The 24228-nt window shown below is 69.5% G+C and carries 23 protein-coding genes; 14 read left to right on the forward strand and 9 right to left on the reverse strand.

Annotation, left to right across the window (positions count from 1 at the left end):
* Window positions 1-143: 143 nt before the first annotated feature.
* On the reverse strand, window positions 144-2189 hold the full coding sequence (locus ABZ664_RS02085; RefSeq protein WP_362501741.1) for a hypothetical protein: 2046 nt from the start codon (window positions 2187-2189) through the stop codon (window positions 144-146).
* 200 nt (window positions 2190-2389) lie between these two features.
* Here ABZ664_RS02085 and ABZ664_RS02090 point away from each other — a divergent pair, with 200 nt between their 5' ends.
* A complete protein-coding gene (locus ABZ664_RS02090) occupies window positions 2390-5530 on the forward strand; it encodes a BTAD domain-containing putative transcriptional regulator (protein WP_362501743.1) in 3141 nt (1046 codons plus the stop codon).
* Here ABZ664_RS02090 and ABZ664_RS02095 read toward each other — a convergent pair.
* Together ABZ664_RS02095 and ABZ664_RS02100 are read right to left on the reverse strand one after the other, a co-directional pair.
* Window positions 5512-6321, reverse strand: a complete 810-nt coding sequence (locus ABZ664_RS02095; protein ID WP_362501745.1) for an ABC transporter permease — start codon at window positions 6319-6321, stop codon at window positions 5512-5514. The two genes, ABZ664_RS02090 and ABZ664_RS02095, sit on opposite strands and share 19 nt — an antisense overlap.
* Window positions 6318-7271 (reverse strand): ATP-binding cassette domain-containing protein, encoded by a 954-nt coding sequence (locus tag ABZ664_RS02100; RefSeq protein WP_362501747.1) that lies wholly within the window; start codon window positions 7269-7271, stop codon window positions 6318-6320. The genes ABZ664_RS02095 and ABZ664_RS02100 overlap by 4 nt, the downstream gene beginning before the upstream one ends.
* A gap of 174 nt (window positions 7272-7445) precedes the next feature.
* On the opposite strand from ABZ664_RS02100, the gene ABZ664_RS02105 reads away from it, so the two are divergent.
* From ABZ664_RS02105 to ABZ664_RS02115, 3 genes are all read left to right on the forward strand, one after another.
* Entirely contained in the window at window positions 7446-7568 is a 123-nt protein-coding gene (locus ABZ664_RS02105) for a hypothetical protein (RefSeq protein ID WP_350944302.1), read from the forward strand.
* Between the two features lie 161 nt (window positions 7569-7729).
* The gene (locus ABZ664_RS02110) at window positions 7730-8218 is read left to right on the forward strand and encodes a cupin domain-containing protein (RefSeq protein ID WP_362501750.1); all 489 of its coding nucleotides are present in this window, start codon (window positions 7730-7732) and stop codon (window positions 8216-8218) included.
* Between the two features lie 5 nt (window positions 8219-8223).
* Entirely contained in the window at window positions 8224-8901 is a 678-nt protein-coding gene (locus ABZ664_RS02115) for a metalloregulator ArsR/SmtB family transcription factor (RefSeq protein WP_362501752.1), read from the forward strand.
* A gap of 41 nt (window positions 8902-8942) precedes the next feature.
* On the opposite strand, the gene ABZ664_RS02120 is transcribed toward ABZ664_RS02115, so the two are convergent.
* From ABZ664_RS02120 to ABZ664_RS02140, 5 genes are all read right to left on the reverse strand, one after another.
* Window positions 8943-9599: a sensor histidine kinase gene (locus tag ABZ664_RS02120; RefSeq protein ID WP_362501754.1), complete on the reverse strand. Its 657-nt coding sequence runs from the start codon at window positions 9597-9599 to the stop codon at window positions 8943-8945.
* Window positions 9596-10399, reverse strand: coding sequence for a hypothetical protein (locus ABZ664_RS02125; protein WP_362501756.1), 804 nt, complete (start codon window positions 10397-10399; stop codon window positions 9596-9598). Before ABZ664_RS02125 ends, ABZ664_RS02120 begins: the two co-directional genes overlap by 4 nt.
* A 130-nt stretch (window positions 10400-10529) precedes the next feature.
* Window positions 10530-11366, reverse strand: a complete 837-nt coding sequence (locus tag ABZ664_RS02130; protein ID WP_362501758.1) for an ABC transporter ATP-binding protein — start codon at window positions 11364-11366, stop codon at window positions 10530-10532.
* Entirely contained in the window at window positions 11363-12166 is an 804-nt protein-coding gene (locus tag ABZ664_RS02135; RefSeq protein WP_362501760.1) for a zf-HC2 domain-containing protein, read from the reverse strand. The genes ABZ664_RS02130 and ABZ664_RS02135 overlap by 4 nt, the downstream gene beginning before the upstream one ends.
* Complete coding sequence (locus tag ABZ664_RS02140) at window positions 12163-12690, reverse strand: RNA polymerase sigma factor (RefSeq protein ID WP_362501762.1); 528 nt, start codon at window positions 12688-12690, stop codon at window positions 12163-12165. Before ABZ664_RS02140 ends, ABZ664_RS02135 begins: the two co-directional genes overlap by 4 nt.
* Before the next feature lie 245 nt (window positions 12691-12935).
* On the opposite strand from ABZ664_RS02140, the gene ABZ664_RS02145 reads away from it, so the two are divergent.
* Window positions 12936-13865: a nucleoside hydrolase gene (locus ABZ664_RS02145; protein ID WP_362501764.1), complete on the forward strand. Its 930-nt coding sequence runs from the start codon at window positions 12936-12938 to the stop codon at window positions 13863-13865.
* A gap of 63 nt (window positions 13866-13928) precedes the next feature.
* On the opposite strand, the gene ABZ664_RS02150 is transcribed toward ABZ664_RS02145, so the two are convergent.
* Window positions 13929-14633: a GntR family transcriptional regulator gene (locus ABZ664_RS02150; RefSeq protein WP_362501766.1), complete on the reverse strand. Its 705-nt coding sequence runs from the start codon at window positions 14631-14633 to the stop codon at window positions 13929-13931.
* Between the two features lie 261 nt (window positions 14634-14894).
* On the opposite strand from ABZ664_RS02150, the gene ABZ664_RS02155 reads away from it, so the two are divergent.
* Genes ABZ664_RS02155 through ABZ664_RS02195 form a run of 9 tightly spaced genes read left to right on the forward strand, consistent with a single transcriptional unit; the run spans window position 14895 to window position 24227 of the window.
* Window positions 14895-16445 (forward strand): AMP-binding protein, encoded by a 1551-nt coding sequence (locus ABZ664_RS02155; RefSeq protein ID WP_362501768.1) that lies wholly within the window; start codon window positions 14895-14897, stop codon window positions 16443-16445.
* The gene (locus ABZ664_RS02160) at window positions 16442-18061 is read left to right on the forward strand and encodes an FAD-dependent monooxygenase (protein ID WP_362501770.1); all 1620 of its coding nucleotides are present in this window, start codon (window positions 16442-16444) and stop codon (window positions 18059-18061) included. The genes ABZ664_RS02155 and ABZ664_RS02160 overlap by 4 nt, the downstream gene beginning before the upstream one ends.
* A 16-nt stretch (window positions 18062-18077) precedes the next feature.
* Entirely contained in the window at window positions 18078-19079 is a 1002-nt protein-coding gene (locus ABZ664_RS02165) for an ABC transporter substrate-binding protein (protein WP_362501772.1), read from the forward strand.
* Window positions 19079-19972, forward strand: coding sequence for an alpha/beta fold hydrolase (locus tag ABZ664_RS02170; RefSeq protein ID WP_362501774.1), 894 nt, complete (start codon window positions 19079-19081; stop codon window positions 19970-19972). The genes ABZ664_RS02165 and ABZ664_RS02170 overlap by 1 nt, the downstream gene beginning before the upstream one ends.
* 9 nt (window positions 19973-19981) lie before the next feature.
* Complete coding sequence (locus ABZ664_RS02175) at window positions 19982-21028, forward strand: hypothetical protein (RefSeq protein WP_362501776.1); 1047 nt, start codon at window positions 19982-19984, stop codon at window positions 21026-21028.
* Window positions 21025-22095, forward strand: coding sequence for an amidohydrolase family protein (locus ABZ664_RS02180; RefSeq protein ID WP_362501778.1), 1071 nt, complete (start codon window positions 21025-21027; stop codon window positions 22093-22095). The genes ABZ664_RS02175 and ABZ664_RS02180 overlap by 4 nt, the downstream gene beginning before the upstream one ends.
* 5 nt (window positions 22096-22100) lie before the next feature.
* On the forward strand, window positions 22101-22532 hold the full coding sequence (locus tag ABZ664_RS02185; RefSeq protein WP_362501780.1) for a RidA family protein: 432 nt from the start codon (window positions 22101-22103) through the stop codon (window positions 22530-22532).
* A gap of 13 nt (window positions 22533-22545) precedes the next feature.
* Window positions 22546-23382, forward strand: coding sequence for an ABC transporter permease (locus ABZ664_RS02190; protein ID WP_362501782.1), 837 nt, complete (start codon window positions 22546-22548; stop codon window positions 23380-23382).
* A gap of 29 nt (window positions 23383-23411) precedes the next feature.
* A complete protein-coding gene (locus tag ABZ664_RS02195; RefSeq protein ID WP_362501784.1) occupies window positions 23412-24227 on the forward strand; it encodes an ABC transporter ATP-binding protein in 816 nt (271 codons plus the stop codon).
* The last annotated feature ends 1 nt before the right edge of the window (window position 24228 follow it).

Raw genomic sequence — 24228 nt, forward strand, 5'->3', positions numbered from 1 at the left:
GCCGGTCACCACCAGGGACGTGCCCGCCAAGACGGTCACCCCGCCGTTGATCCGGGCGTCGTTCAGGCGGGTGACGCCGGAGCGGACAACGAGCGTCCCGTTCCTGGTGCCGGTGACCGTGGTGGTGCAGGCGGGGCGGGGAGTCAGTGGCGGCGTTTCCCGCCGCGGCCGTTGGGGCGGCCCCGTGAACCGGGCGCCGGGCTGGGCACGAGCCGCAGCCGGGCGCTCCTGGCCAGCATCGGCTCGTACACCAGCACGCGCAGCTCCTCCAGCGCCTCCCGCGCGGGGTGCCCGGAATCCAGCACCTCCGCGACGAACTCCGGCGCGTCCCTGCCCGCCGACTCGCGGAGCTGCTCCACGACGGCCTCGGGGCCGCCCAGCTCCAGCAGGATGACCATCCCCTCGGCGAGGAGCAGCGAGTGCTCGCGGGCGGTGAGATCCTCGGGGCCCAGCTCTCCTGTCTCCAGGAGGGCGGTGAGGACGAGGGGGCCCAGCGCCGGGTCGTGCCGGAGGCTCGCCCGTATCGACCGGCCCTCAGGGAGCGACTCCGCCAGGACGGAGAGCATGGCGGAGGCGCGGGTGCGGAAGGGGCAGGCGCGGATGGCGTCCAGAAGCGGCTCGACGTCACCTCCGTGCGCCGCCAGCCAGCCTTCGAGCTCGGCGAGCGCCGTCTCCTGGGTGTAGTGCTGGGCGATCACCCCCAGCAGCTCGCCCGCCTCGACGTCCACCAGCTCCCCGATGAGGGGAGCGTCCCGGCCGTCGGCGAGCAGCCGCTCGCGGACGGCTCGGGTGCCCAGGGGCGTCAGCCATACCAGCGGGCCGGGCTCCGCGAGGCGCGTCAGGAGCCGGGCGCACGCCTCGGGCGGCAAGGGCAGGTCCTCCTCGGTGAGCTCGCCGATCCCCTCGACGAAGCCGGGACGCAGGTCGCTGGAGTACAGCTCGTCGGGCACGCCGTGGCTCGTCTCGACGGCGCCGAGGCGGGAAAGGACGTCGAACACCCCGAGGAGATCCTCGTCGACCCGACGGCGCCAGACCTCCTGACGAGAGCCGTTCTCCGCGAAGTCGAGCAGGAAGTATTCCTGGCAGGCGAGCCATACGGTCTCCTGCAGCCGGGCGACGGGGATCGGGGCCGGCAGGCTGTACATGGTGTTCAGCACGTCGGGCAGCAGCTCGTCGAACGCCGTGACGAGCATCGAGAAGCCGGACTCCCCGGAGTTGGGTGCGCAGATCGCGGTGCCCAGCTCGAAGACCGCCTCGAACGCGCGCAGCCACAGCGCCTCCGGGTCACGCAGGAGCGGGGCGGCCTTGGCCACCGGGACCAGGCGATCCTTGCGCACTCGTACCAGGCGCGCTTTCTTCGCCCAGGCCAGCAGGAGGCTCACCCGGGGCGTCTGCGCGGAGTCGTGCGCCCGCTGATCCCGTTCCCCGGTGCCCAGCAGCTCCGCCAGCTCTCGGACGTCGGCTGCCCGTAGGTCTCCGGTCTTGGTGAGAGGGCGCCCCTCCTTCCCCACCCAGCCGGTCAGGGCGGTCAGCTGCCGTACGATCTCGCTCCTCGCGGCGTCGGCGGCGAGCTCGGCGGCGGGAGGGAGGGCGATGGGACACTGGGAGAAGGCCCGATCGTCGTCGGGTCCCGCGCCGCCGAACTCGGCCTGGAGAAGCGCTTCGATCACGTCGGCGTCGAACTGTATCCGGCCGCTGCTGACATCGCGCTGGAAGCGGGCCATCTCCTTTTCGTCGTCGAGGACGAAGCCGTTGTCGAGGGCGGTCTGCGCCCAGAGCCTCCCGATGCCCTGCCGGGCCGGGTCGGCGAGCGCCGCGGGAAACTCCGCCTCGGCCTCGGCCACGGCCGCCTCCAGCTCGGCGAGGGAGGCGCCCCGGGGGTCGCGCAGGCCGGACGCGGTGAGGTAGCGCAGGAGGGTGAGCAGGTTCTCCGGCGCGGCGGCGAGGGTCTCGCGCTCGGCCGCGAGGTGCCGGGGGATCCATTCCAGGAGGAAACGCCGCACCTGTCGCGTGTCCCAGTAGGCGAGCCGCCCGTCACGGCTGCGGTGGCGCGCGTCCAGGACAGCCGCGAGCATCGCCTCGTCGGCCCGCGTGCCGCGCTCGTCCGCCCAGGCGAGGCAGCGACGGACCAGCAGGTCCTTGGCCGACTCGAACTCCTCGGTCTCCTCCGGATCGAAATGCGTCCGCACCGTGAACCCCCACTCCCGTTGCCGTCGGCCTCCCCACCCCGAAAGGGCCGGGCTCGCGGCTCCGCGCCGTCGATCGTGCCATTATCGCTGACAGATCGGAATCTCGACGGTACGGAGAGTAAGGGGCGGGTCGGCGAGCGTGCGCGGCGCCGTGGAAACGCAGGAGCCGTGGCGTCCCGGGGCGTGGCACAGTTGGCTCCATGCGCGTGGGCATCCTGGGTCCGCTGGAGGTGGCGGCTGCCGGTGAGAGCGTCGAGATCGGAGGTGTCCGGCTCCGCGTGCTCCTGATCCGGCTGGCGCTGGGAGCGGGACGGGTCGTCACCGCCGACGAGCTGTCGGACGCGCTCTGGCCCCAGGAACAGCCCGCCGACCGCGCCAACGCGGTACGGTCGCTCGTCGCCAGGCTGCGCCGCAGCCTGCCGGACGCCTCGGTGCTGCGGTCGGATCGCGGCGGTTACCGGCTCGAACTGCCCCCCGACGCCGTCGACGCGCACCGGTTCGAGCGGCTGGCGCGGGCGGGGAGGCGCGCACTGAACGGCGGGGACGCGCAGGCCGCCGGATCCCTGCTCGGTGAGGCGCTCGCGCTCTGGCGAGGGCCCGCGCTGGCGGACGCGGCCGGAGCCTCCTTCGCCACGGCGTACGCGGCCGGGCTGGAGGAGGCGCGGCTGGCCGCGATCGAGGACCGGGCCGAGGCGGACCTGGCGTCCGGGCGGCACGCTCACCTGGTGGCCGAGCTCTCCGAGGCGGCGACCCGTCACCCGCTGAGAGAGCGGCTGCAGGGACTGCTGCTGCGGGCGCTGCACGCCCAGGGGCGTCAGGCCGAGGCGCTGGCCGGCTACGAGAGGATCCGGCTCCGTCTGGCGGAGGAGCTGGGGGCCGACCCGGGGCCCGAGCTGCGGGAGATTCACCTCGCGCTGCTCCAGGAGGGCCGGGCGGAGCCCGCCCGCCCGCAGAAGGGCAACCTGCGGACCGCGCTGACCAGCTTCGTCGGGCGTACGGCCGAGGTGCGGCGGGTCGGCGCGTCGCTGGCGGAGGGGCGGCTGGTCACGCTGGTCGGTCCCGGCGGGGCGGGCAAGACCCGGCTCGCGACCACCGTCGCCGGAGAGCTCGCCGAGCGGTGGCCCGGTGGGGCCTGGCTGGTGGAACTCGCGGCGGTGACCGACACGGCCGACGTGCCCCAGGCGGTGTTCGGCGCGCTCGGCACCCGGGTGCTCGATCCCCAGGGAGCGCCCAGGGACACGACGAGCCGCCTGGTCGAGGCGCTCTCGCGCGCCGAGACCCTGATCGTGCTGGACAACTGCGAGCACCTGGTCGAGGCCGTGGCCCACCTGGCGGAAGACCTCCTGGGGCGCTGCCCCGGGCTGCGGGTCCTCGCCACCAGCAGGGAACCCCTCGGGATACTCGGCGAGGTACTGTGCCCGGTCGCCCCGCTCGCGCTGCCCGAGCCGGACGCCTCGGTGCGGCAGGCCGTGACCAGCCCGGCGGTGCGGCTGCTCGCCGAGCGGGCCGCCGCCGTACGACCAGGGTTCGCGGTCACCGAGGAGAACGTCGCGGCCGTGGTGGAGATCTGCCGGCGGCTGGACGGGTTGCCTCTCGCGATCGAGCTGGCCGCGGCGCGGCTGCGTTCCCTGACCGCGCCGCAGGTGGCCGAGCGGCTCGGCGACAGGTTCCGGCTGCTGACCGGTGGCAGCCGTACCGCCCTGCCCCGCCATCGGACGTTGCGCGCGGTCGTCGACTGGAGCTGGGACCTGCTCGGCGACGAACGCCGGTTCGCCGAGCGACTCGCGGTGTTTCCCGGCGGGATCTCGGTGGAGGCGGCCGAGCGGGTGTGCGCGGAGCCGGGCACGGCCCTGGACCTGCTCGGCGCGCTGGTGGACAGGTCGCTGCTGCAGGTGGTCGAGGCGCCGCAGCCGCGCTACCGCATGCTGGAGACGATCCGGGAGTACGGGCTGGAGCGGCTCGCGGAGAACGGGGAGATCGCCCGGGTGCGGGCCGCGCACGCGGCGTACTTCCTGGACCTCGCCGAGACGGCCGAACCCTTTCTGCGTGAGGAGCGGCAGCTGGTCTGGCTCGCCGTGCTGGAGACCGAGCACGACAACCTGCTCGCCGCCCTGCACTTCGCCGCCGACGCGGGCGACGCGGACACGGCGGTACGGCTGGCCGCCGCGCTGAGCACCTTCTGGATGATGCGCGAGAACCACGCCGAGGCCGTGGTCCGGCTCCGTCTCGCCCTCGACGTTCCCGGTGAGGTCTCCTCGGAGCGCCGGTCGGTCGCGACCGCCTTCCACCTGATCAACAGGATGCTCTCCGGTGAGCACGAGGGTGTGGAGGACGTCGTCGAGCGGTTCGGGGCGCTGGCCGGGGCCGTTGCTCCCGACACAGAGGATCCGTTCCTCGCCCTGATCGAACCCATCCTCGCGATCTTCACCGACGACGTCGTCCGGGGCGTGGCCGCCGTCGAGCGACAGATGTCGCACCCCCACCCGTGGACCCGCGCGATGCTCTTCATGATCAGGTCGGCGCTCCTGGAGAACGAGGGGGACCAGGTGGGAAGGCGCCGCGACCTGCTCGCCGCCGCCGCCGGGTTCCGCGGCCTGGGGGACCGCTGGGGGCTCGCCCAGGTGCTGAGCTCGCTGGCGGAGGCACACCTGGTCTTCGGCGACTTCGACGAGGCCGTCGAGACGATGGAGGAGGCGATCCGGTTGCTGGGGGAGCTCAACCCCGACGACCACGCCGTGCACCAGCGGATCACGCTCGCCGGTGCGCGGGCGCAGCAGGGCGACGTGGACAGGGCGCGCGCCGAACTTCTGGCCATGACGCGGCCCGGCGAGCGGCGGTGGTCACAGCGGAACGTCGCGTTCGCCCATCTCGCGCTGGGGGACCTCGACCGTCGTGCGGGCGACCTGGACGGGGCGGAGCGGCACTACGAGGCGGCGGCGACCGGCATCGAGGAGATCGGGTTCGTCGCCCCGCAGTTCCGCGCGTTGATCCTGCGGGCGATGGCGCATCTGGCGGTGGACCGCGGTGACCTGGTGGCCGCGGAACGGTGGGTCACCGAGGCGACCGACTGGGCGGTCGAGGGGAAGGACATGCCGGTCCTGGCCCACGTCGGCGTCGCCGCGGCGGCCCTGCGCGCCCACGAGGGCGACCTGGCGGGGGCCGCGGAGACCCTCGGCGTCGCCGAGCGGCTCCGCGGCGCCCCCGACCGGTTCAACCTGGAGATCGCCGGGCTGATCCGGCGGCTCAGGGACGAGCTGGGCGACGCCGCCTACGACGCCGCCCACGCGCGGGGCATGGCCCTCGACCGTGCCGCCGCGCTCGATCAGGTACGGCGCCGGTAGGCGCGGACCGCGAGCGGCGCGAACACCGCGAGGAAGAGCACCGAGGACAGCAGCGTCCACATCACCGGGCCCGTCGCCGACCCGCCCAGCATCAGGGCGCGCGAGGCGTCCATCGCGTGCGCGACCGGGTTGATCTCCACCCAGGTCTGCAGCCAGCCGGGAAGGGTCTCCTTCGGTGCGATCATGCTCGTGCCGAAGGTGAGCGGGAACAGCACCAGGAAGGCCGTCCCCTGCACCCCGCCCGGGCTGCGCATGAGCATCCCGATCAGGACGAACGCCCAGCTCAGGCTGAACGCGAAGAAGACGGTGAGCAGGCACGCGGCGAGCGCGGAGAGCGGGTCGGTCTGAACCCGGAACCCCAGCAGGAGGCCGCAGCCGAGCAGGGAGACGACGGCCACCAGATAGCGCATCAGGTCGCCGAGCACCGAGCCGATCAGCGGTGCGGACCGGCCGATCGGCAGGCTGCGGAACCGGTCGAAGACCCCTTTTTCGATGTCGGTGTTGAGGTTCACCCCGGTGGCCATCCCGGCGAACATCACCGTCTGCACCAGGATGGCGGGAAGCAGGAACTGCAGGTAGTCGTGGGTGGAGCCGGCCACCGCCCCGCCGAGCAGATAGACGTAGATCAGCACGAAGACGATCGGCTGCAGCGTCACGTCGAGTAGTTGCTCGGGGGTGCGCAGTGTCTTGGTCAGGCTCCTCCTGCCGAGCGCGAGGCTGTGTCGTACCAGCCCGAAAGGCCGCTTTCTGAGGGGGGTCGCTGCCTGCGCGCGTTCCACGGTTAGGGTCATGCCGCGTTCTCCTCCTCCTCGGCGTGACGTCCGGTGAGCGTGAAGAAGACCTCGTCCAGGCTGGGCAGCCGGAGGCTGAGCTCGGTGACCGAGATCCGCTCCTGGTCGAGCCGCCGTACGACCTCGGTGAACGCGGTGTCGCTCTCGACCGGAACGGTGATCACGCCCCGGCCCGGCGATTCCGGGGTGCGGCCGACCACCGCGCCGACGAGCGCGGCGGCGTCCGCCAGCCGGGCCGGGTCCGCGGGCCTGACGAGGATCGTCTGCCCGCCCACGACGTGCTTGAGTTCGGCCGGGGTGCCGTTCGCGATGACCCGTCCGTGGTCGATGACCGAGATGTTGTCGGCGAGGGCGTCGGCCTCCTCCAGATACTGCGTGGTGAGCAGCACGGTGACCCCGTCGTCGGCCAGCGAGCGGATGACGCTCCACATGTCGTCCCGTTTGGCCGGGTCCAGACCGGTCGTCGGCTCGTCGAGATAGACGACGGAGGGACGGCCGACGAGACCGGCGGCGAGGTCGAGGCGGCGCCGCATGCCCCCCGAGTACGTCTTGGCCGCCCGGCCCGCCGCCTCGGCGAGCCCGAACTCCTTCAGCAGTTCCGCGGCCCTCGCCTTGGCCTCCCCGCGGCGCAGGTCGAGCAGTTCCCCGATCAGCACGAGGTTCTCCGTGCCGGTGAGGTCGTCGTCGACCGACGCGTACTGCCCGGTCAGGCCGATCAGGCGGCGCACCCTGGCGGCGTGCCGTACGACGTCGAGCCCGCCGACCGTGGCGTGTCCCTCGTCGGGTCTGAGCAGGGTGGCCAGCACGCGCACGGCGGTGGTCTTTCCCGCGCCGTTCGGCCCGAGTACGCCGAGGACCGTGCCCTGCGGGGCGGCCAGGTCGACCCCGGCGAGCGCGGTCGTCTTTCCGAAACGTTTGACGAGTCCTCGCGTCTCGAAGGCGAGGGTCATGAGGTTCTTCCCGGTGGTGTCTTCACCCCACGCACACTGGAGGAGCCGCGTGTCGGCGACGGCACAGATCCGTGTCGGCGAGCCGGTCGGCATGACACGCGGGAGGCGCGTTCCTCGGACGGCCCCGCGGCGGGGGGCCGGTTTTCCGAGGTCGTCACCGGGTAACGCGTGAACATGCGCATCGGAAACACCGAGGTCAGGATCCTGGGCGGCTGGGCCGGCTGCCTGACCATGATCCTCGTCTCCGTGCTGCTCTCGATCCTTCTCACGGTCGTGCTGAACCTGTTTCTCCGCTGACCCGCCCACCGTCCGTCGTGGACGTCGCGCCGGATGATCCGTCGACCGGAGTCGGCGGGACCGTTCGCATCGGTTCTCCCCGCCTCGTGTGACACCTTTCGTTCCTTTATCCCCATGTTCTATAGTTTTTTAGAATATTTGCTCACAGGACGGGGAGTGCGATGTCGTATCCGGAAGCTCGTTACCTGGACGAGGCGGGCGAGAGCAGCGGGGTGTTCAGGCCGGCGAGCGCGGGGCCGGATCTGGTGATCGGTGGCACGACGGTGCGCTATCTGGGCACCGGTGCCTCGACGAACGGGCAGTTCGGCCTGTATCGCTGGGACATGGGGCCGAAACCCTCAGGGCCGGCGGCTCACTTCCATCGGACGATCTCCGAGTCCTTCTTCGTGCTGTCGGGGACGGTGCGGCTGTTCGACGGGAGGTCCTGGACCGACGCGACGGCGGGAGACTTCCTCTACGTCCCCGAGGGCGGGGTGCACAGCTTCCGCAACGAGTCCGGCGAACCGGCCTCGATGCTCCTGCTCTTCGCCCCGGGCGCGCCGCGCGAGGCGTACTTCGAGGAACTCGCCGAGATCGCGAGCAGCGGGCGTCGGCTCACCGACGAGGAGTGGACGGATGTCTACCTGCGCCACGATCAGTACATGGTCTGACGGTGATGGCGGAGTTTCGCGAGGAGCCGATCTACCGGCAGCTGGCGCGGATCGGCAGGACGCTGGCCAGTCCCGTGCGGCTGAGGCTGCTCGACGTGCTCGACCAGCGGGAGCGCACCGTCGAGCAGTTGTCGGAGGCGGCCGGCATCCCGCTGAAGAACACCTCGGCCCAGCTGCAGCAGTTGCGTGCCGCCCATCTGGTGACGAGCCGCAGGGACGGTACGCGGATCTACTATCGGCTCGCCGACGAGCGGGTCTCGCGGTTTCTGGGCGAGCTGCAGGACTTCGCCGCCGAAAGGCTCGCCGACCTGCGTGAGGCGGTCTCCGAACACCTCGGCGAGGTCGCCGTTTTGGAGGCGGTGACCGCCGAGGAACTCGCCGGGCGTCTCACCGACCCCGACATCGTGGTCGTCGACGTCCGTTCGGCCGCCGACCACGCCCTCGGCCATGTGCCGGGGGCGGTCTCGGTTCCGCTGGCCGAGCTGCGGGACCGTCTCGACGAGCTGCCCGCGGACGTCGAGATCGTGGCCTACTGCGGTGGCCCCTACTGCGTGGTCTCCCCGGAGGCGGTGCGGCTGCTGCGCGACCACGGATTCCGGGCACGTCCGCTGGAGGGCGGACTCGCCCGCTGGCGTCGTACGGGCAACCGGCTGCGGACCGGTTCCACCACCTCGGGCCTGTGACGGATCCGTGGAACCGCGAGGACGGCGACCATCCGAGGTCCTCATGACGCGGAGATACCGGTCGACAGGGGGAGTACGGCCTTCACGAGTGTGCCGCCGCCCGGTGCCGGGCCCACCACGCAGCTCCCGCCGAGTTCGCGGGCGCGCTCACGCATCGAGACGAGACCGATCCCCGGCCGGGGAGCCGGGGGCGGCCCGCTCCCGTCGTCGCGGATCCGGACCGTGAGGAAGGAGTCGTCACGCCGGAGCGAGATCGTCGCCGTGCGAGCCCCGGCGTGTCGGCGGACGTTGGTGAGCGCCTCCTGCGCGATGCGGTACGCGGCCACCTCGACGGCCGAGGGCAGGCCGGACAGGTCGCCCTCGGTCTCGACGATCACCGAGGGCCCGTTGTCCGCCAGTGCCCGTACGGCCCCGGCCAGGCCGAGCGTGTCCAGGGTGGGCGGGTGCAGGCCGTGTACCAGTTCTCTGATCTCCTGGCCGACCGCGTCCATGCCGTCGCGCAGTTCCGCCAGGAGGCGGTCGGTCGAGGCGGGGGCGGTGCGCAGGCTGATCCTGGCCATGTTGACGACCATCGCCATCTCGGTCAGCGCGTGGCCGAGCCCGTCGTGCAGATCTCGGCACAGTCGGCGGCGCTCTTCTGCACGGACACGTGCCAGCACGGTCGTCGGCGTGCCCTCCGGATCGGTGACGGCGGTCACGGCAACTGCCAGATGCCGGAGAGCACCGCGGTCAGAAGCAGTGTCGCGCCGATCCCGAGCCAGAACCCACGCCGGACCGAGTCGCGCAGCATCGCCAGCGCCGCCGCTCCCAGGCTCAGCGCCAGCAGGTAGACCGCGTGCCAGAGCGCCGACCCCTCGGCCTCCTGGAACGTCCACACGGGGGAGGTCCACAGCACGAACTCCACGAGGAAACCAAGGAAGCGCTCGGAGCCCTGGTAGACGATGTAGTTGAAACCGACCAGCACGAACATGACCGCGAACGGCACGCCCCGGTGGGGTGCCCAGTGGGCGGTCGCGGTCCCCAGGAGCGTGGCTCCGAGCACGCACAGCGGCCCGGCGGCCATCTCCCACACCGTGGGAGTACGTCCCAGGTCCACCTGGAACGTCAGGCAGAGGCGCAGCAGCACCGCCTGGAACAGGCAGGCCAGCACGAACGGCCCGAGGGCGACCAGGCAGGCGGCGGCCGTACGGTTCGCGCGGTCGACCGGGGCGGTGGACAGCAACTCGTCCGTGCCCGCCCGGTGCGCCGCGGTGCCGATGAGATTCGCGGCGAAGAAGGCAGGTACGCCCCACACCATCACCATCTGAGCGGTGATCACCCTGAAGGAGTCCTGCGGCCACTCCCAGGTGTGGCCGAGCAGCACCGCCGTCATCAGCGCGGGCCCGAGCAGGGTGAGCGGGTGGCGGAGCAGCCGCCGGAGCTCGGCGTAGGCCAGCGTGGGCACCGCGTGACGCGTGGTGGCGGGCCACCGGCCGGCGAGCGATGACGAGCCTGTCATGACAGTCCTTTCCGCGGCCGGATGGCCGGTCCGCGTGTCCGTACCCGGGGCGACGCGCCCGCCCGGGATGGTGTCCGCGTCCTCGTCCGTCCCCGGCCCGCCTGCCGGGGACGGGGTCCGTGGTCGCACGTCATGCCGTCGCCGCCGTCTTGTCGCCGAGCAGCAGCAGGTAGCCGTCCTCCACGGTCGGCTCGGCCGGCCGGGCACCCTCGGGAGCGGGCCCGATGTTGCGGAACAGCCCGTCGCCGGTACGCCAGGAGAGCACCCCCGACTTCTCCGCCGAGAACCAGACCCTGCCCTCGGCCAGGGCCCGGACCTCCTCGGGCGTGCCTTTGAACACGCACCGTCCCGCCTTGAGCACGACCACCCGGCTGCACAGGGCGGAGACGTCCTCGGTCTGGTGGGTGGAGAGCACGACGGCGCGGTCCTGTCCGATGTGCGAGATCAGCTCGCGGAACCGGAGCCGCTGCTCGGGGTCCAGGCCGACGGTCGGCTCGTCCAGCAGGATCAGCTCGGGGTCGCCGAGCAGCGCCTGCGCGATGCCCAGTCGCCGCCGCATCCCGCCAGACAGCGTCCGGATCCGTTTGCCGCTCACGGAGGTCAGCCCGACCTCCTCGATCACCCGGCGCACCTCGTCGTGCCGGGCCCGCCGCTCCACCATCTCCTTCAGGATCGCCACGTAGTCGACGAACTCGAAGACGGTGAACCCCCGCTGGTATCCCGGCTCCTGCGGCAGGTATCCCAGCCGTCGCCGGATCTCCAGCCGGTCTCCGGCCGGGTTCCTGCCGAGCAGTCTCAGCTCGCCCTCGTCCGGGGCGAGCACCGTCGCCAGCATCCTGATGAGCGTGGTCTTGCCCGCGCCGTTCGGCCCGAGCAGGCCGGTCACCCCCTTGCCCACGGTGAAGGTGAGCCCGTCCAGGACCCGGTTGCGGCCGTAGGTCTTCACCAGGCCGACTGCCTCGATCATGAGAACTCCCTGCGGCGAAAGAAGAGAAGCGCGACGGACACGAAGGTGACGACCAGGTAGCCCGCCTGGCCGACGCCGCCGAACATCGCCAGGCTCGGCTCGCGAAGGTTGACGGAGACGACCACGACCAGCCAGGTCGCCGCCACGGCGGCCCCGCAGTGGCGCGGATCGAACCGGCTGGACAGGGCGAGGGTCAGCGAGGTCAGGGCGAGCGAGGGCAGCAGCCACGCGGCCGCGGTCCAGTCGTGGTCCAGCAGGCCGAGGCCCATCACCAACGCCAGCGCCGACGAGGACGTCAGCACTGCGGCGGCGCGTATCAGCATCAGCCGGAACATCGAGTACGGAGCCGCCAGGCCGATCTCGTGGGCCGGATCACCGTCCCTGCCGAAGGCCACGGCGACCCCGGCGACCGGCAGGATCGGGGCCAGCGTGAGATAGACGAGCAGCCCCCATCGCGTCGTCTCTCCCGAGGCCAGCGCGGCGAACAGGAGCGCCACGGCGCTGGCCGCGATCCACGGCAGGCGTAGCGAGTGGGCGGCGCCCAGCAGCCGGGCCGTGTGCTCGTGGACACCGATCGCCCGCAGCAGCCGCTCGAACGGTCCCGGCACGGGCGCGTCCACCGCGTCGGCCACCTCCGCCCAGACCCGGTCCAGCCGGGAGCGCGGCACCTGGGGCGCGAGCAGGCTCCGGCATTGATCGCAGGCCAGCAGGTGGGCCTCGACCGAGGCGGCCAGGGTCGGGTTCAGCTCCCCGTCGGCGTACCTGACGGCCAGGCCGTCGTCCATGTGCCAGGTGCTCATGCCAGTTCCTCCCTCAGCAGTGCCTTCGCGCGCATCATCCGGGTCTTGACGGTCCCGGCGGGGATGCCGAGCAACCGCCCGGCCTCACGGGTGGTCAGGCCGTCCAAGACCGTCGCCTGGACCACGGCGCGCAGCTCCGGGGAGAGCCGGCCCATCGCCTGGCCGAGTTCGCCGTACTCGATGCCGAGCAGCACCTGCTCCTCGGCCGAGACCATGACCTGCTCGTAGGCGGGCAGTGGCACCGCCGGACGACGGCGGAGCTGGTCCAGCAGACGGCGGATGCCGATGCCCCAGATCCACGCGGCCACCTCCCCTTTGCCCTTCCAGGTGCGTGCCGTACGCCAGACGGCCACGAAGGTGTCCTGGATCGCCTCGTCCACCAGCGCCGGATCGGCGCATCGGCGGGTGAGCCGGATGACGAGCCAGGGTGCGTGCCGGGCGTAAAGGACCTCCAGGGCCCGGCGGTCCCCGTCGGCGACGGCCTCGAGCAGTCGAGCGTCCGTCCAGCTCTCGTGCTCACTCATGGGAGCCCCTTCAACGGTGTCATGCCTCTCTGTCGCATCGGGCCGCTCCAGCGGTTCACGGTTTGGTGGTGTCCGGCGCCGTACGGGTTCGCCGTGTCCGGAGATCCGAGGTTCGAGAGCTCGGAGGCCGGGTGATCAGGGGGCTGTCGTGTTCGGCGGCCCCGGTGGTTCATCGCATGGAACGAACCGAACGCGGTGTTACGTCCGACAAGTGAGGCATGAGAAGGAAAATACTATTTTCGCTGGTGGTGCTGTCCACGGTGTGCGCCGCGGCGTCGTGCTCACCGGGGGTGCCGCTCGACAGGCCCCCCGGCACCGGGAAAATCATCGTCGACGCGGACATGGGCGAGCTGAACGACGACGCGCAGGCCATGTTCCTGCTGGCCGCCGCCGAAGGGGTGGAGGTGCTCGGGGTCACGACCGTGGGCGGCAACACCTGGCCGGAGGAGGGCACCGCGTACGCGCTGCGCCAGCTGGAGCTCATCGGCAGGGCCGACATCCCCGTGGTGACCGGCGAGACCAACACGCCGGAGCCGAGGGACGACTACGCCGGAGCCCTGGACCGGCCGCGACCGGCGTCCCACCGCGCGCTGGCCACTCCACCGCACGGTGGCTACGCGACGACCCGGCCCGCGGCGGGCAGTGCCTCCGACTTCATCGCCGACCAGGTGCGGCGCCACCCCGGAGAGGTGACCGTCTTCGCGCTCGGCCCGGCCACCAACCTGGCACGCGCCGTACGGGAGCATCCCGAGATGGTCCCCCTGGTCAAGGAGGTCGTCTATCTGGGAGCCGACACCGAGGGGGAGGAGTTCAACCGCTGGTTCGACCCCGAGGCGTCCCGGGTCGTGTTCGAGGCCCCGTTCCGGCGCGAGCTGGTCGTCACGCTGGAGGCGGCGCAGCGGCTCACCCTGGACAGGCGGACCTACGAGCGGGTGGTCGCGGGCGAGGAGACCCCGGTCAGGAGGCTCTTCAAGGAGCTTCAGGGGCCGCTCTTCGCCGGTGACCCGGGACATCGGGCGTTCGTCTGGGACGCCGTGGCCGCGGCGGCCTTCCTCCGTCCCGAGATCGTCTCCGACTCGGACGGCCGCACCGTGCTGGAGGTGGACCGGGACCGGTTCTGGGACCTCTACGTCACGCGGATCGGCTCGGCCACGCCGTGCTGCGGACCGGGCTGAGGGAGGTCACCGGGGCAAAGGCGCCTTCCCTGCGACGGGCCGTGAACCGGAGCCTGTGGCACCTCAGGTCTCACCGGGCACCAGCCCGGGATTGACCGTGGCGTTGAACTCTTCGTCCCGGAGCTGATGAATCGCGTTGGCCACTCTTTCGACGTGGTTCGACATCTGTCGCTGGGCCTGCTCATGGTCGCCGGCGAGGATGGCGCGCAGTACCGCTTCGTGGTCGCGCTGCGACAGCAGGCGCTGCTCGGGCTGGGTGCGTGACTGGTAACGCAGACGATGGACGGGGAACTCGAGCATCTTCCAGTGCGCGAGCAGCAGCTCGTTCCCCGACTGTTCCACGATGCCTCCGTGGATCTGCGACTCGGAAGGGTTTCCCGCGCCTCCCCCGGGTGTCTCGTCGTTCCCGAGGTCGTGCGCGTCCGGGTCGTGCACGGGGCAGGCGAGCTCCAGCAACTTCATGATCTGGTCGCGCATGCCGGGCTCGTTGATGCGCTGGGCCGCGAGTCGCGCGGCCATTCCCTCGACGGCCATGCGGACCTGGAACAGCTGGGCGATGTGGTCCCTTGTCAGTATCCGAACGCTGGCACCCCGGTGAGGGTTGATCTCGATGGCTCCCTCGGCCGCCAGTCGCCGAAGCACCTCCCGCAACGGAACGCGGCTCACCCCGAGCTCGGCGGTCAGCCGCGCCTCGGTGAGCCGCTCGCCCGCGCGGTAGTGGCCCGTGCGCAGGTGCTCCGACATGGTCTCGTAGATGTAGTCGGTCACCGACACCTGTCGGCCCCCGTCCGCACGGGTCTCACCCGCAACCGACTGACCGGCCCTTCTCAATCGACTCTCCATCTCCGGAACTCGCATCCCCGTACCTCATCTTGTTAGTCAATCCTCGCTAGAGCGTACCGTCAAGCATTTGGATTCTCTCAAGTTCTCGTACATCGGCAGACTTCTCGCACATCTACCGCAACCCCTTGACCCCCCGAGTGACCTCGGTTACATTCGCGATTGTTATACAAAGAAGGGAGAAGCTGGTTGGCGACACACACTCAGGCCCGCATGCTGGCGCCTCGCGGCATCGGTCACCTGCTCTCTGACGCGGCGGCGTCGCATCCGGACGACGTCGCCCTCGTGACGACCCCCCGGACACTCACGTACGGTGAGCTCGATGCCGCTGCGGCCCGGCTCGCACACGCTCTGACCGAGCAGGAGATCCAGGTCGGCGACCGGGTCTCGATCTACTCGGAGAACCGATGGGAGTGGATCGTCGCCTACCACGCGGCGATGAGGATGGGGGCCGTGGTGAACCCCGTCAACATGATGCTGACGGCGGAGGAACTGGCCTACGTCGCCAACGACTGCGGGGTGAAGGCACTGTTCGTCAGCGCCTCCACGGCCGTGGCTCTCGGCCCCCTCAGGCAGGAGGCGCCCGGAATCAAGACGGTCGTGTCCTTCGACGGGATGCAGGAGGACGTCCTGGCGTTTGACGACCTGATCCGGGGAGACCTCTGCCTGGAGCCGGTGGACGTCGACGTGGACACGACGTCGACGATCGGGTACACCTCCGGGACGACCGGCCATCCGAAGGGCGCCTCACAGAGCCATCGCGCCGTGATGACGAATGTCGCGCTGACCGCGACCATGCACGTGCGTACCGCCGCGGATGTGATGGTGACGGCTCTCCCCGCCCCCCATGTGTACGGCAACGCGGCGATCAACGCGACGTTCCTCGCGGGCGGCACGGTCGTCCTGATGGCACGTTTCGAACCGGCCCAGGCGCTGGGGCTGATCGAGCGGCACCGGGCGACGATGTTCGAGGGGGTTCCGACGATGTACGCCATGATGTTGAGCGATCCGGCGCTGGAGTCCGCGGACCTGACGTCGCTCACGCGCTGCACGGTCGGCGGGCAGACGATGTCGGCGGAGTCGATCCGCTCCTGGGAACGACGGGCTGGGGCGCCGCTGCTGGAACTGTGGGGGATGACCGAGATCTCGGGTCTGGGAGCCACCCACAGCCCGTACGCGACCAACGTCCACGGATCCATCGGAGTGGCTCTGCCGGGCATCGAACTGCGTGTCGCCAACACGCACGGCGACGAGGTCCCGACAGGGGAGCACGGTGAGCTTCATGTCCGAGGGCCGATCGTTATGCAGGGCTACTTCGGCAATCCGGAGGCGACGGCCGAGGTCCTGCTCGACTCCGGCTGGCTACGCACGGGAGACATCGCCTATCGCGACGCCTCGGGCCACTATTTCGTCGTCGACCGGGTCAAGGACGTCATCATCACCGGTGGCTACAACGTGTATCCCGCCGAGGTCGAGAGGGTCATCGCATCCCATCCGGATGTCTCCCTCGTCGCGGTGGGCCGGGAGTTCGATGCCGTAAAGGGTGAGCTGGCGGTGGCGTACGTGGTGCCGCGTGGCGACGCCGAGATCGACGAGGCGGCTCTGATCGACTACTGCCGGCCGCATCTCGCCGCCTACAAGCTGCCACGCCGGGTGGTTCGCGTCAGCACCCTGCCGATGACGTCGACCGGCAAGATCATGAGGCGCAGCCTCGGTGCCGGATCCAAGGAGAGCCGGTGACCAGCTGTCGGACGCCGGTACTGATCATCGGCGGCGGACCCGTGGGCCTCACGCTGGCCATCGACCTCGGCCGTCGCGGAGTGAGCTGCCTGCTCGTCGACAAGCGCCCGGAACCGGGATTCCTCCCGAAGATGGAACGTTGCAACGCGCGGACCATGGAGCACTTCCGGCGGCTCGGCATCGCCGACACGGTGCGTGCGGAAGGATTCCCCACCGACTCCCCGATGGATGTCTTCATCGTCGAGTCCCTCGCTCGGAAGCCGTGGCTGCACCATCCGTACCCGAGCGTCGACGAGCTCAAGGCGCGGGCGCGAGCCGCCAACGACGGCTCACTTCCCGCGGAGCCCTACCAGCTTGTCTCGCAGTACCGGCTCGAACCGCTGCTGCGGTCGGTCGCCGAGGGCATCGACGGCGTGACGGTGCGGTTCGGGCACGCCTTCGAGTCACTGGAGCAGCGTGACGACACCGTGATCGCCCGGATCATCCGCGACGACGGCACGATCATGACGGTCGAAGCCGACTACCTGGTCGGGTGCGACGGTGCGAACAGCACGGTCAGGGACTGCATCGGAGCCAGACTGGAGGGAACGCCGGATCTGGGCAGGCTCACCCAGGCCCTGTTCCGCAGCGACGATCTCTTCGACCGGATCCCGATCGGCAAGGGACGCCACTACCACGTCGTCGACGACAAGTTCACCGCACTCGTGGTCCAGGGCGACCGGCGGCACTTCAGCCTCCACTCCATGGTCGACGAGCCCGGGCAAATGGAAGAGCTTTTCCGCACCGTCGTGGGGTTCCCCGTCGAGTTCGAGACACTCTACGTCGGGCAGTGGACGATGCGCCTGATGCTCGCCGACCGCTACGCCGACCGGCGCGTCTTCCTGGCCGGTGACGCGGCTCACCTCGTCATCCCGACCGGCGGGCTCGGGATGAACACCGGGGTCGGGGACGCGATCGACCTGTCCTGGAAACTCGCGATGACCATCCAGGGCAGCGGCGGCGGTGGCCTGCTCCCGACGTACGAGCTGGAGAGACGACCGGTCGGGCAACGGAACATCGAGGCGTCCCGGAAGGCGTTCGTAGGCCGCAGCTCGTGGCGGAGCACCTTCACCCCCGAGATCTTCGACGAATCATCCGCAGGCGCCGCCGCAAGGCGGAATCTGATCGAGGTCGCGGACGTCGAGCAGCGCAAGAGCAACGACCTGCTCGGCATCGAGCTCGGATACAGGTACGACGGTTCCCCCCTCATCGTCCCGGACGAGTCGATGACCTCCGATCCCGACAGCTTCGGGTACACGCCCTCGACGGATCCGGGAGTGCGTCTGCCGAACCATTACCTACCGGACGGCACGGCGGTCAACGACCTGCTGGGGTGGGGATTCACCCTGCTCACGTCCGTATCGGCGAGTCGGGAGGCAGAGCCGCTCATCGACGCCATGGCCCGTCTCGGCTCGACACTCGGCCACGTCGTCGTCGACGACGAGTTCGCGGCGCGCGCGTACGGCTACCCCATGCTGCTGGTGCGGCCGGATCTTCATGTCGCCTGGCGTGGCCACCACCCCCCATCGAACCCGAATGAACTCGCCTCGACTGTCTCGGGCATCATCGGGACGTAATAAGTAGGAGAACGAAATGAAACACCGACTGGCCTCGAAGATGAGCGCGTGCTGCGTCCTGCTCCTGCTTGGCACCGGCCTCGCGGCCTGCGGTGGCGACACCACCGTCGAAGGCGGGAAGAGCGTCGTCCAGCTCGGGATCGTGTCCGCATCCATGGCACAGGCCCCGATCTACGCCGCCATCGACCAGGGCTACTTCGACGACGCCGGTATCGAGATCAAGATCACCGACTTCTCGGGGGGCGGCACCCAGCCGCTGTCCGCACTGGCCTCCGGCGACATCGAGGTGCTCTCGACGGGCGTGCCGCCCTTCGTCGCGACGATCGCCAGCGGCGCCCTCACCGGCAAGTTGTTCTACCAGTTGTACGACGCGCCGTTCGACGTGATCGCCAACAAGAAGATCTCCTCGCTCGACGAGCTGAAAAAGGGCAGCGTCGCCATCAGTAACAACGGGTCGCAGGATCAGATCTGGTTCCAGTACGCGGTGTCCAAGGAGGGACACGACCCGGCCGACTTCACCTACGCCGTCGGTGGGGGAGCTCCCCAGCGTCTCGCGGGTGTGATCAGCGGAGCCTTCGACGGGGCCGCGCAGGCCACCCAGATCCGGTCGCAGTACGAGGGCAAGACGAACATCCTCATCGACAGCGAGAAGAGCGGCAACCACCTGCCGGCGATTCTCCTCGGTGCCGCCACCAGCTATCTCGACAAGAACGGCAAGACCGTCGCAGGCTTCGTCGGAGCCATCCAAAAGGGCACCAAGTACGTGCGTGAGGCCTCGAACCGCGCGGCCGTGGTCAAGCTCTGTCAGACGTACACCAAGAGCACCGAGCAGGTGTGCGAAGGGTCATACGACCCGTACATCGAGGAGCCGAGCGGCATGACGTGGTCGGCCACCGGCGAGGTCAACGAGGCGGGCATGAAGGACGTGGTGGAGGCCACCGCGTCGGTTCTTCCGAACGTCAAGGGCGTCAAGGCCGAGGACATGTACACCAACGAGTTCACCAAGGCGGGCAAGTGATGATCGGCATGCACGAGAGGAGTTCGGCCGAGACCTCCGCCGAGCCGTCGGGTCTCTGGACCGACGCGAACGGCATCCAGACCCACTACCTCGATGTCGGCGAGGGGGATCCGGTCCTGCTGCTGCACGGTTCGGGCCCGGGTGTCACGGCCTGGTCGAACTGGCGCAGCACGATTCCATCACTCTCAACCACCTTCCGTACCATCGCCCCCGAATATGTTGGATTCGGGCAGACGGCGCGTCCCGAAGGGCTCGTCTACGGTGTCGAGACCTGGACGCGTCACGTTCTGGACTTCCTCGACGCTCTGCTGCTCGACCGGGTCCGGATCGTCGGCAACTCCATGGGCGGAGCGATCGCACTGCGCATCGCCAGATATCACCCCGACCGGGTGTCGCAGATGGTGCTGATGGGATCGGGCGGACTGGAGCCCAAGCAGATGTCTCCCGGCCTGCGTCAGCTGCGTGACTACGAGCCGACCCCGGAGAACATGCGCTCGCTGATCGCCGACACGTTCCTCTACGACAGCTCCCTGCTGACCGAGCAGTTGGTGCACGAGCGCTACGAGTCGAGTCGCCGGCCCGGAGTCCACGAGACGTACCGGAAGATGTTCCACGACGCGGGCCACCAGGGCAACGAGCACTGGCTGCCCCGCGACGAGATCGCGTCCGTCACCACCCCGACGCTCGTCGTGCACGGGCGCGAGGACCGGGTCATCCCCTGGGACGTGGGTCAGGACCTCTTCCACCTGCTGCCGAACGCGACGCTGCACATGTTCTCCCAGTGCGGACACTGGGCGCAGATCGAGCACGCCGGCGAGTTCAACACCGTCGTCGGAGAGTTCTTCCGCTCCGCGCCGGGCACGGGAGAGCACGGTTCGGACAAGGGGCGGTGAGGACGACAGATGGCTGAGCTGCTTGGCATCGGCATCACACACTATCCGCGCCTGGCCGGGCCGGACGACCAGATGACGGCGACGTTGAGGAGGACACTGTCCGACCCCGGCATCCCGGCACAGCTGAAGGATCCGGCCTCGTGGCCGGAGGACATGCGGGCCGAGTGGGGCGACGACCAGGGGACGACGGCTGCCGCGGCGCACCGCGAGCAGCTTCGGGAATCCTTTGCCCGGGTACGGGCGGCGATCGATAACTTCAGGCCGGACGTGGTCGTCATCTGGGGTGACGACCAGTACGAGCAGTTCCGCGAGGACATCGTTCCCCCGTTCTGTCTCTATGCGCTCGACCGGTTCGGCTTCCAGCCCTGGCGCGAGGCGAAGTACGCCAACGCTTGGGATGAGCCGGCCGACTTGACGCTGAGCTATCCCGGCGCGCGCGACATCGGCCGCCGGCTCGCGGGCGAGCTGCTCTCGCGCGGATTCGACCTCCCCTACGCGTACAAACTCCGTGAGGATCGCCCCGTTCCGCACGCCTTCGGGAACTCACTGCTCTACCTGGACTCCGATCGCACCGGGTTTCCGTATCCGGTGTTGCCGATAAGCGTCAACTGCTACGGAAGCGCGGTGATCAGTCGCAAGGGTGGGGTCGTCCAGATGTCGGAGCTCGGCGATGTCGTCGCCGACCCCCCGGGCCCCACACCCCAACGGTGCATGGAGCTCGGTGCCGCGGTCGCCGAGGTACTGGCCGGCAGTGACCTTCGGGCCGTTCTGCTGGCGTCGTCGAGTTGGTCCCACGCGTTCCTCAACGACCGGTCGATGCACCTGTGGCCCGACATGGAAAGTGATCGCGAGTATCTCGCGGCCCTCCGGGCATCCGACTTCGACACATGGAGGGGGGCCTCGACGGGTGACCTTGAACTTTCCGGTCAGCAGGAGATGCTGAACTGGCACTGCATGCTCGGTGCCGCCGAGCGGGCGGGCCTGAAGACCGAGTGGGCCCACATGGTCGAATCGTGGATCTTCAACTCCAGTAAGACCTTCGCGATCCTGCGATGAACACCACAGCCTGTCGCACTCCCCGCACCTTCACGAACGAGAACGCGGCCGGTCGGCGAATGTCGCCGCTCCTCGACGCGCACAGTCATGTCGTGCCGGCCGGTCTGCCCTCGTTCGATGATATCGACAGCCGGCTGCCCCGCACGGTGATCGACGGCGAGAGCGCCAATGTGATCATCGGAGAACGGCCGTTCCGCACAGTCAGCCGGGTGGCGTGGAACCTCGATGCACGCCGCGTCGAGATGCGCGGGCACGGTGTGGACGCCGCGGTGCTCTCACCGATGCCCGAACTGTTCTGCTACTGGTCGGACGCCGCGGTGACCCGCGGATACTACGAGTCGGTCAACCGGTGGATCGCGGCGAGTGTCGAGGAGCATCCCGCCGTGTTCCGGGGGCTTGGGATCGTGCCCCTGCAGGATCCGGACCTGGCCTGCGAGATGCTCTCGATGTTCGCCGAACTCGGTCTGGTGGGCGTCGAGGTGGGCAGCAACGTCAACGGACGCTCGTTCGCCGATCCGCTTTTCCGTGACTTCGTAGACGAGGCTGCCCGACTGGGCCTGGTCGTTTTCGTCCACGCGTTCCATCCTCCGTACGCGGCGACCCATGTCGCTCCCACCGTCGACATCGCGGCCACCTACCCGCCGGAGATCGCGTCGTACGTGCTCTCGCTGGCCGCGCGGGGAACGCTGGCACGTCTTCCGCACGCGAGGCTGTTCGTTAGCCACGGCGGTGGCGGCGCGGCCTGGGCGATTCAGAGGCTTGAGTGGTTGTGGAACACCGACCCGCAGGCACGGGACCTCATGGGCATATCACCTCGGCAGACGCTTTCCTCGCTCTACTTCGACTCGGTGGTCTTCGGCGCTCGGGGACTGCGCCAGCTGGTCGACGTGGTGGGGGCGGACCGGGTCTGCGCGGGGTCCGACTACCCCTTCGTCCGGGAGCCCGCCGACTTCAGCCTCGTCACCGACGGGTCGTTCACCCGCGACGAGATCGAGTCGATGAGACACCGCAGCGCGGGCGACCTGTTCCGCTGGCATCCGCCACTCCAAGAACGAGGAAACACATGATGTCCATGATCGAACGATTTTACGATCTTCCGGGACCGGGCCATCTGAGCGGCCAGCCCAAGGCGGTGCGCTGCGGTGACTTCGTCTTCTTCGCCGCCATGCGAGGAGTGAACGAGGACGGCTCCATCTCGGACGACCCCCACGTCCAGGCCACCCGGCTGCTGGAGATCCTCCGGGCGCAGCTGGAGGCACTCGGTCTCTCACCGGCCAACGTCGTCAAGGCCGGTATCTACCTCAAGGACATGCACCGCACCCGTCCGATCCTGAACAAGGTCTGGGCGGCCGAGTTCGGCGACGAGCAGCCGGTCCGCTTCGCGGTCGAGGTCAGCGACATGGGGGGCGAGGGTGACAGCACGCTGATCCTGATGGAAGTCGTGGCTTACCACACGTCCACCCCCTCTTCCGGCGGGACAAGCCGTCGACCGTCGGCACAGTGACAGGGAAGTTCGCGTGACAGTTCAGACAACAGACAAGAAGTTCCCCGTAGAACCCGAAAAGCCGGCCGGGCGCCGACGTGAATCGACCGTTGCCGGCAGGCTGGTCACCAAGAACCGCCTGCTCGGAGTCGCGGGAGTAGCACTGTTCCTGGCCGTGTGGCAGCTCGTGTGGTCGCTGGGCCTGGTGGAGCCCATGTTCTTCGCCGGTCCCGTAGACGTCGTTCGGGAACTCGTCAGGCTGTTCGCGTCGGGCGAGATCTGGCCGGACATCGAGGTGACGTCGATCGAGTTCTTCCTCGGAATGGTCATCTCCATTGTCCTCGGTGTCGTGGTCGGAATCTTTTACGGGGCCTCCGAAAAGGTTCACGCCGTGCTCTCGCCGCTGATTCTCGGCTGGAACGCGACACCCCAGATCGCGCTGGTCCCGGTGCTCACGCTGTGGTTCGGCATCGGCACGACGTCGAAGGTCGTCATCGTCGTGCTGAGCTGCATCGCGATCATCATCCTCAACACGGCGACGGGCATCAAGACCCGCGAGGCGCGGCACATCCGCCTGGCGAAGAGCTACAACGCCAACCAGTGGCAGCTCGCGTGGAGTGTCTCGCTTCCCCACGCGCTGCCGTACATCGTGACCGGCGTCAGGCTGGCGATCGGACGCGGCCTGATCGCGGTCGTCGTCGCGGAGCTGCTGTCGTCGCGAGCCGGCCTGGGCAACAGGCTGGCGAAGGCGAGCTCGAACTTCGACATCGCCCAGCTCTTCGCCGTCGTCATCATCACCGCCACCATGGGGATTCTCCTGGCGGCACTGGCAACCAGGACGGAAAGGAAGCTGGCGGCATGGCGGGCGTAGCCAACTCGAACGACACCGAAGGAGCGGTCGTGACGACGAAGCCCTCAAGCCTTCGCGCGGAGAACATCTCGGTCTCCTACCGCTCCGACGATCAGATCACGTCGGCGATTCAGGGGCTGGACCTGGACGTCGCCCCGGGTGAGTTCGTGTCCGTCGTCGGGCCGAGCGGGTGCGGCAAGAGCACCCTGCTCATGGCGCTCGACGGGTTGATCCCCATCGATTCCGGTGCGATCTACGTCGCGGGCAAGAAGGCCTCCGCCCCGGGACCCGACCGGGCCGTCGTCTTCCAGGAGTCGTGCCTCCTGCCGTGGCGGACGGTCATCCAGAACGTCAGGTACGGGCTCGACATGACGAAGGTCGGCAGCAAGGCAGAGCGAAACGACATCGCTCGCCGGCATGTGTCGCTTGTCGGCTTGGAGGGATTCGAGGACTACTATCCCCACCAGCTCAGCGGCGGAATGCAGCAGCGGGTGAACATCGCGCGGGCACTGGCGCTCCGTCCCGAGGTTCTCCTGCTGGACGAGCCGTTCGCGGCACTGGACGCGCAGACACGCGAGACGATGCAGGCCGAGCTGCTCCGGATCTGGGAGACACACAAGATCACAGCGCTGTTCATCACGCACCAGATCGACGAGGCGCTCTTCCTGTCGGATCGGGTCGTGGTGCTCAGCCAACGTCCCGCCAAGGCGATTTTGGATATCCAGGTCCCCTTTGGGCGCCCGCGTCCGCTGGAAATCAAGAGGACTGACAAGTTTCACGACCTGGAGAACGAGATCTGGCAGTTGTTGAGCCAGTCGACCGCGGAATCGCACGCCGAGGTGGCCGAGAGCCGGCGGGGAGCCTAGC

Source organism: Streptosporangium sp. NPDC006930, from assembly GCF_040635605.1.
Lineage (GTDB): Bacteria > Actinomycetota > Actinomycetes > Streptosporangiales > Streptosporangiaceae > Streptosporangium.

What these genes read in the sequence shown, in the direction of transcription:
- ABZ664_RS02090 (WP_362501743.1), top strand. Translation starts at nt 2,390, where the DNA reads ATGCGCGTGGGCATCCTGGGTCCGCTGGAGGTGGCGGCTGCCGGTGAG.
- ABZ664_RS02095 (WP_362501745.1), bottom strand. Translation starts at nt 6,321, where the DNA reads ATGACCCTAACCGTGGAACGCGCGCAGGCAGCGACCCCCCTCAGAAAG.
- ABZ664_RS02100 (WP_362501747.1), bottom strand. Translation starts at nt 7,271, where the DNA reads ATGACCCTCGCCTTCGAGACGCGAGGACTCGTCAAACGTTTCGGAAAG.
- ABZ664_RS02105 (WP_350944302.1), top strand. Translation starts at nt 7,446, where the DNA reads ATGCGCATCGGAAACACCGAGGTCAGGATCCTGGGCGGCTGGGCCGGC.
- ABZ664_RS02110 (WP_362501750.1), top strand. Translation starts at nt 7,730, where the DNA reads ATGTCGTATCCGGAAGCTCGTTACCTGGACGAGGCGGGCGAGAGCAGC.
- ABZ664_RS02115 (WP_362501752.1), top strand. Translation starts at nt 8,224, where the DNA reads ATGGCGGAGTTTCGCGAGGAGCCGATCTACCGGCAGCTGGCGCGGATC.
- ABZ664_RS02125 (WP_362501756.1), bottom strand. Translation starts at nt 10,399, where the DNA reads ATGACAGGCTCGTCATCGCTCGCCGGCCGGTGGCCCGCCACCACGCGT.
- ABZ664_RS02130 (WP_362501758.1), bottom strand. Translation starts at nt 11,366, where the DNA reads ATGATCGAGGCAGTCGGCCTGGTGAAGACCTACGGCCGCAACCGGGTC.
- ABZ664_RS02135 (WP_362501760.1), bottom strand. Translation starts at nt 12,166, where the DNA reads ATGAGCACCTGGCACATGGACGACGGCCTGGCCGTCAGGTACGCCGAC.
- ABZ664_RS02140 (WP_362501762.1), bottom strand. Translation starts at nt 12,690, where the DNA reads ATGAGTGAGCACGAGAGCTGGACGGACGCTCGACTGCTCGAGGCCGTC.
- ABZ664_RS02165 (WP_362501772.1), top strand. Translation starts at nt 18,078, where the DNA reads ATGAAACACCGACTGGCCTCGAAGATGAGCGCGTGCTGCGTCCTGCTC.
- ABZ664_RS02170 (WP_362501774.1), top strand. Translation starts at nt 19,079, where the DNA reads ATGATCGGCATGCACGAGAGGAGTTCGGCCGAGACCTCCGCCGAGCCG.
- ABZ664_RS02175 (WP_362501776.1), top strand. Translation starts at nt 19,982, where the DNA reads ATGGCTGAGCTGCTTGGCATCGGCATCACACACTATCCGCGCCTGGCC.
- ABZ664_RS02180 (WP_362501778.1), top strand. Translation starts at nt 21,025, where the DNA reads ATGAACACCACAGCCTGTCGCACTCCCCGCACCTTCACGAACGAGAAC.
- ABZ664_RS02185 (WP_362501780.1), top strand. Translation starts at nt 22,101, where the DNA reads ATGATCGAACGATTTTACGATCTTCCGGGACCGGGCCATCTGAGCGGC.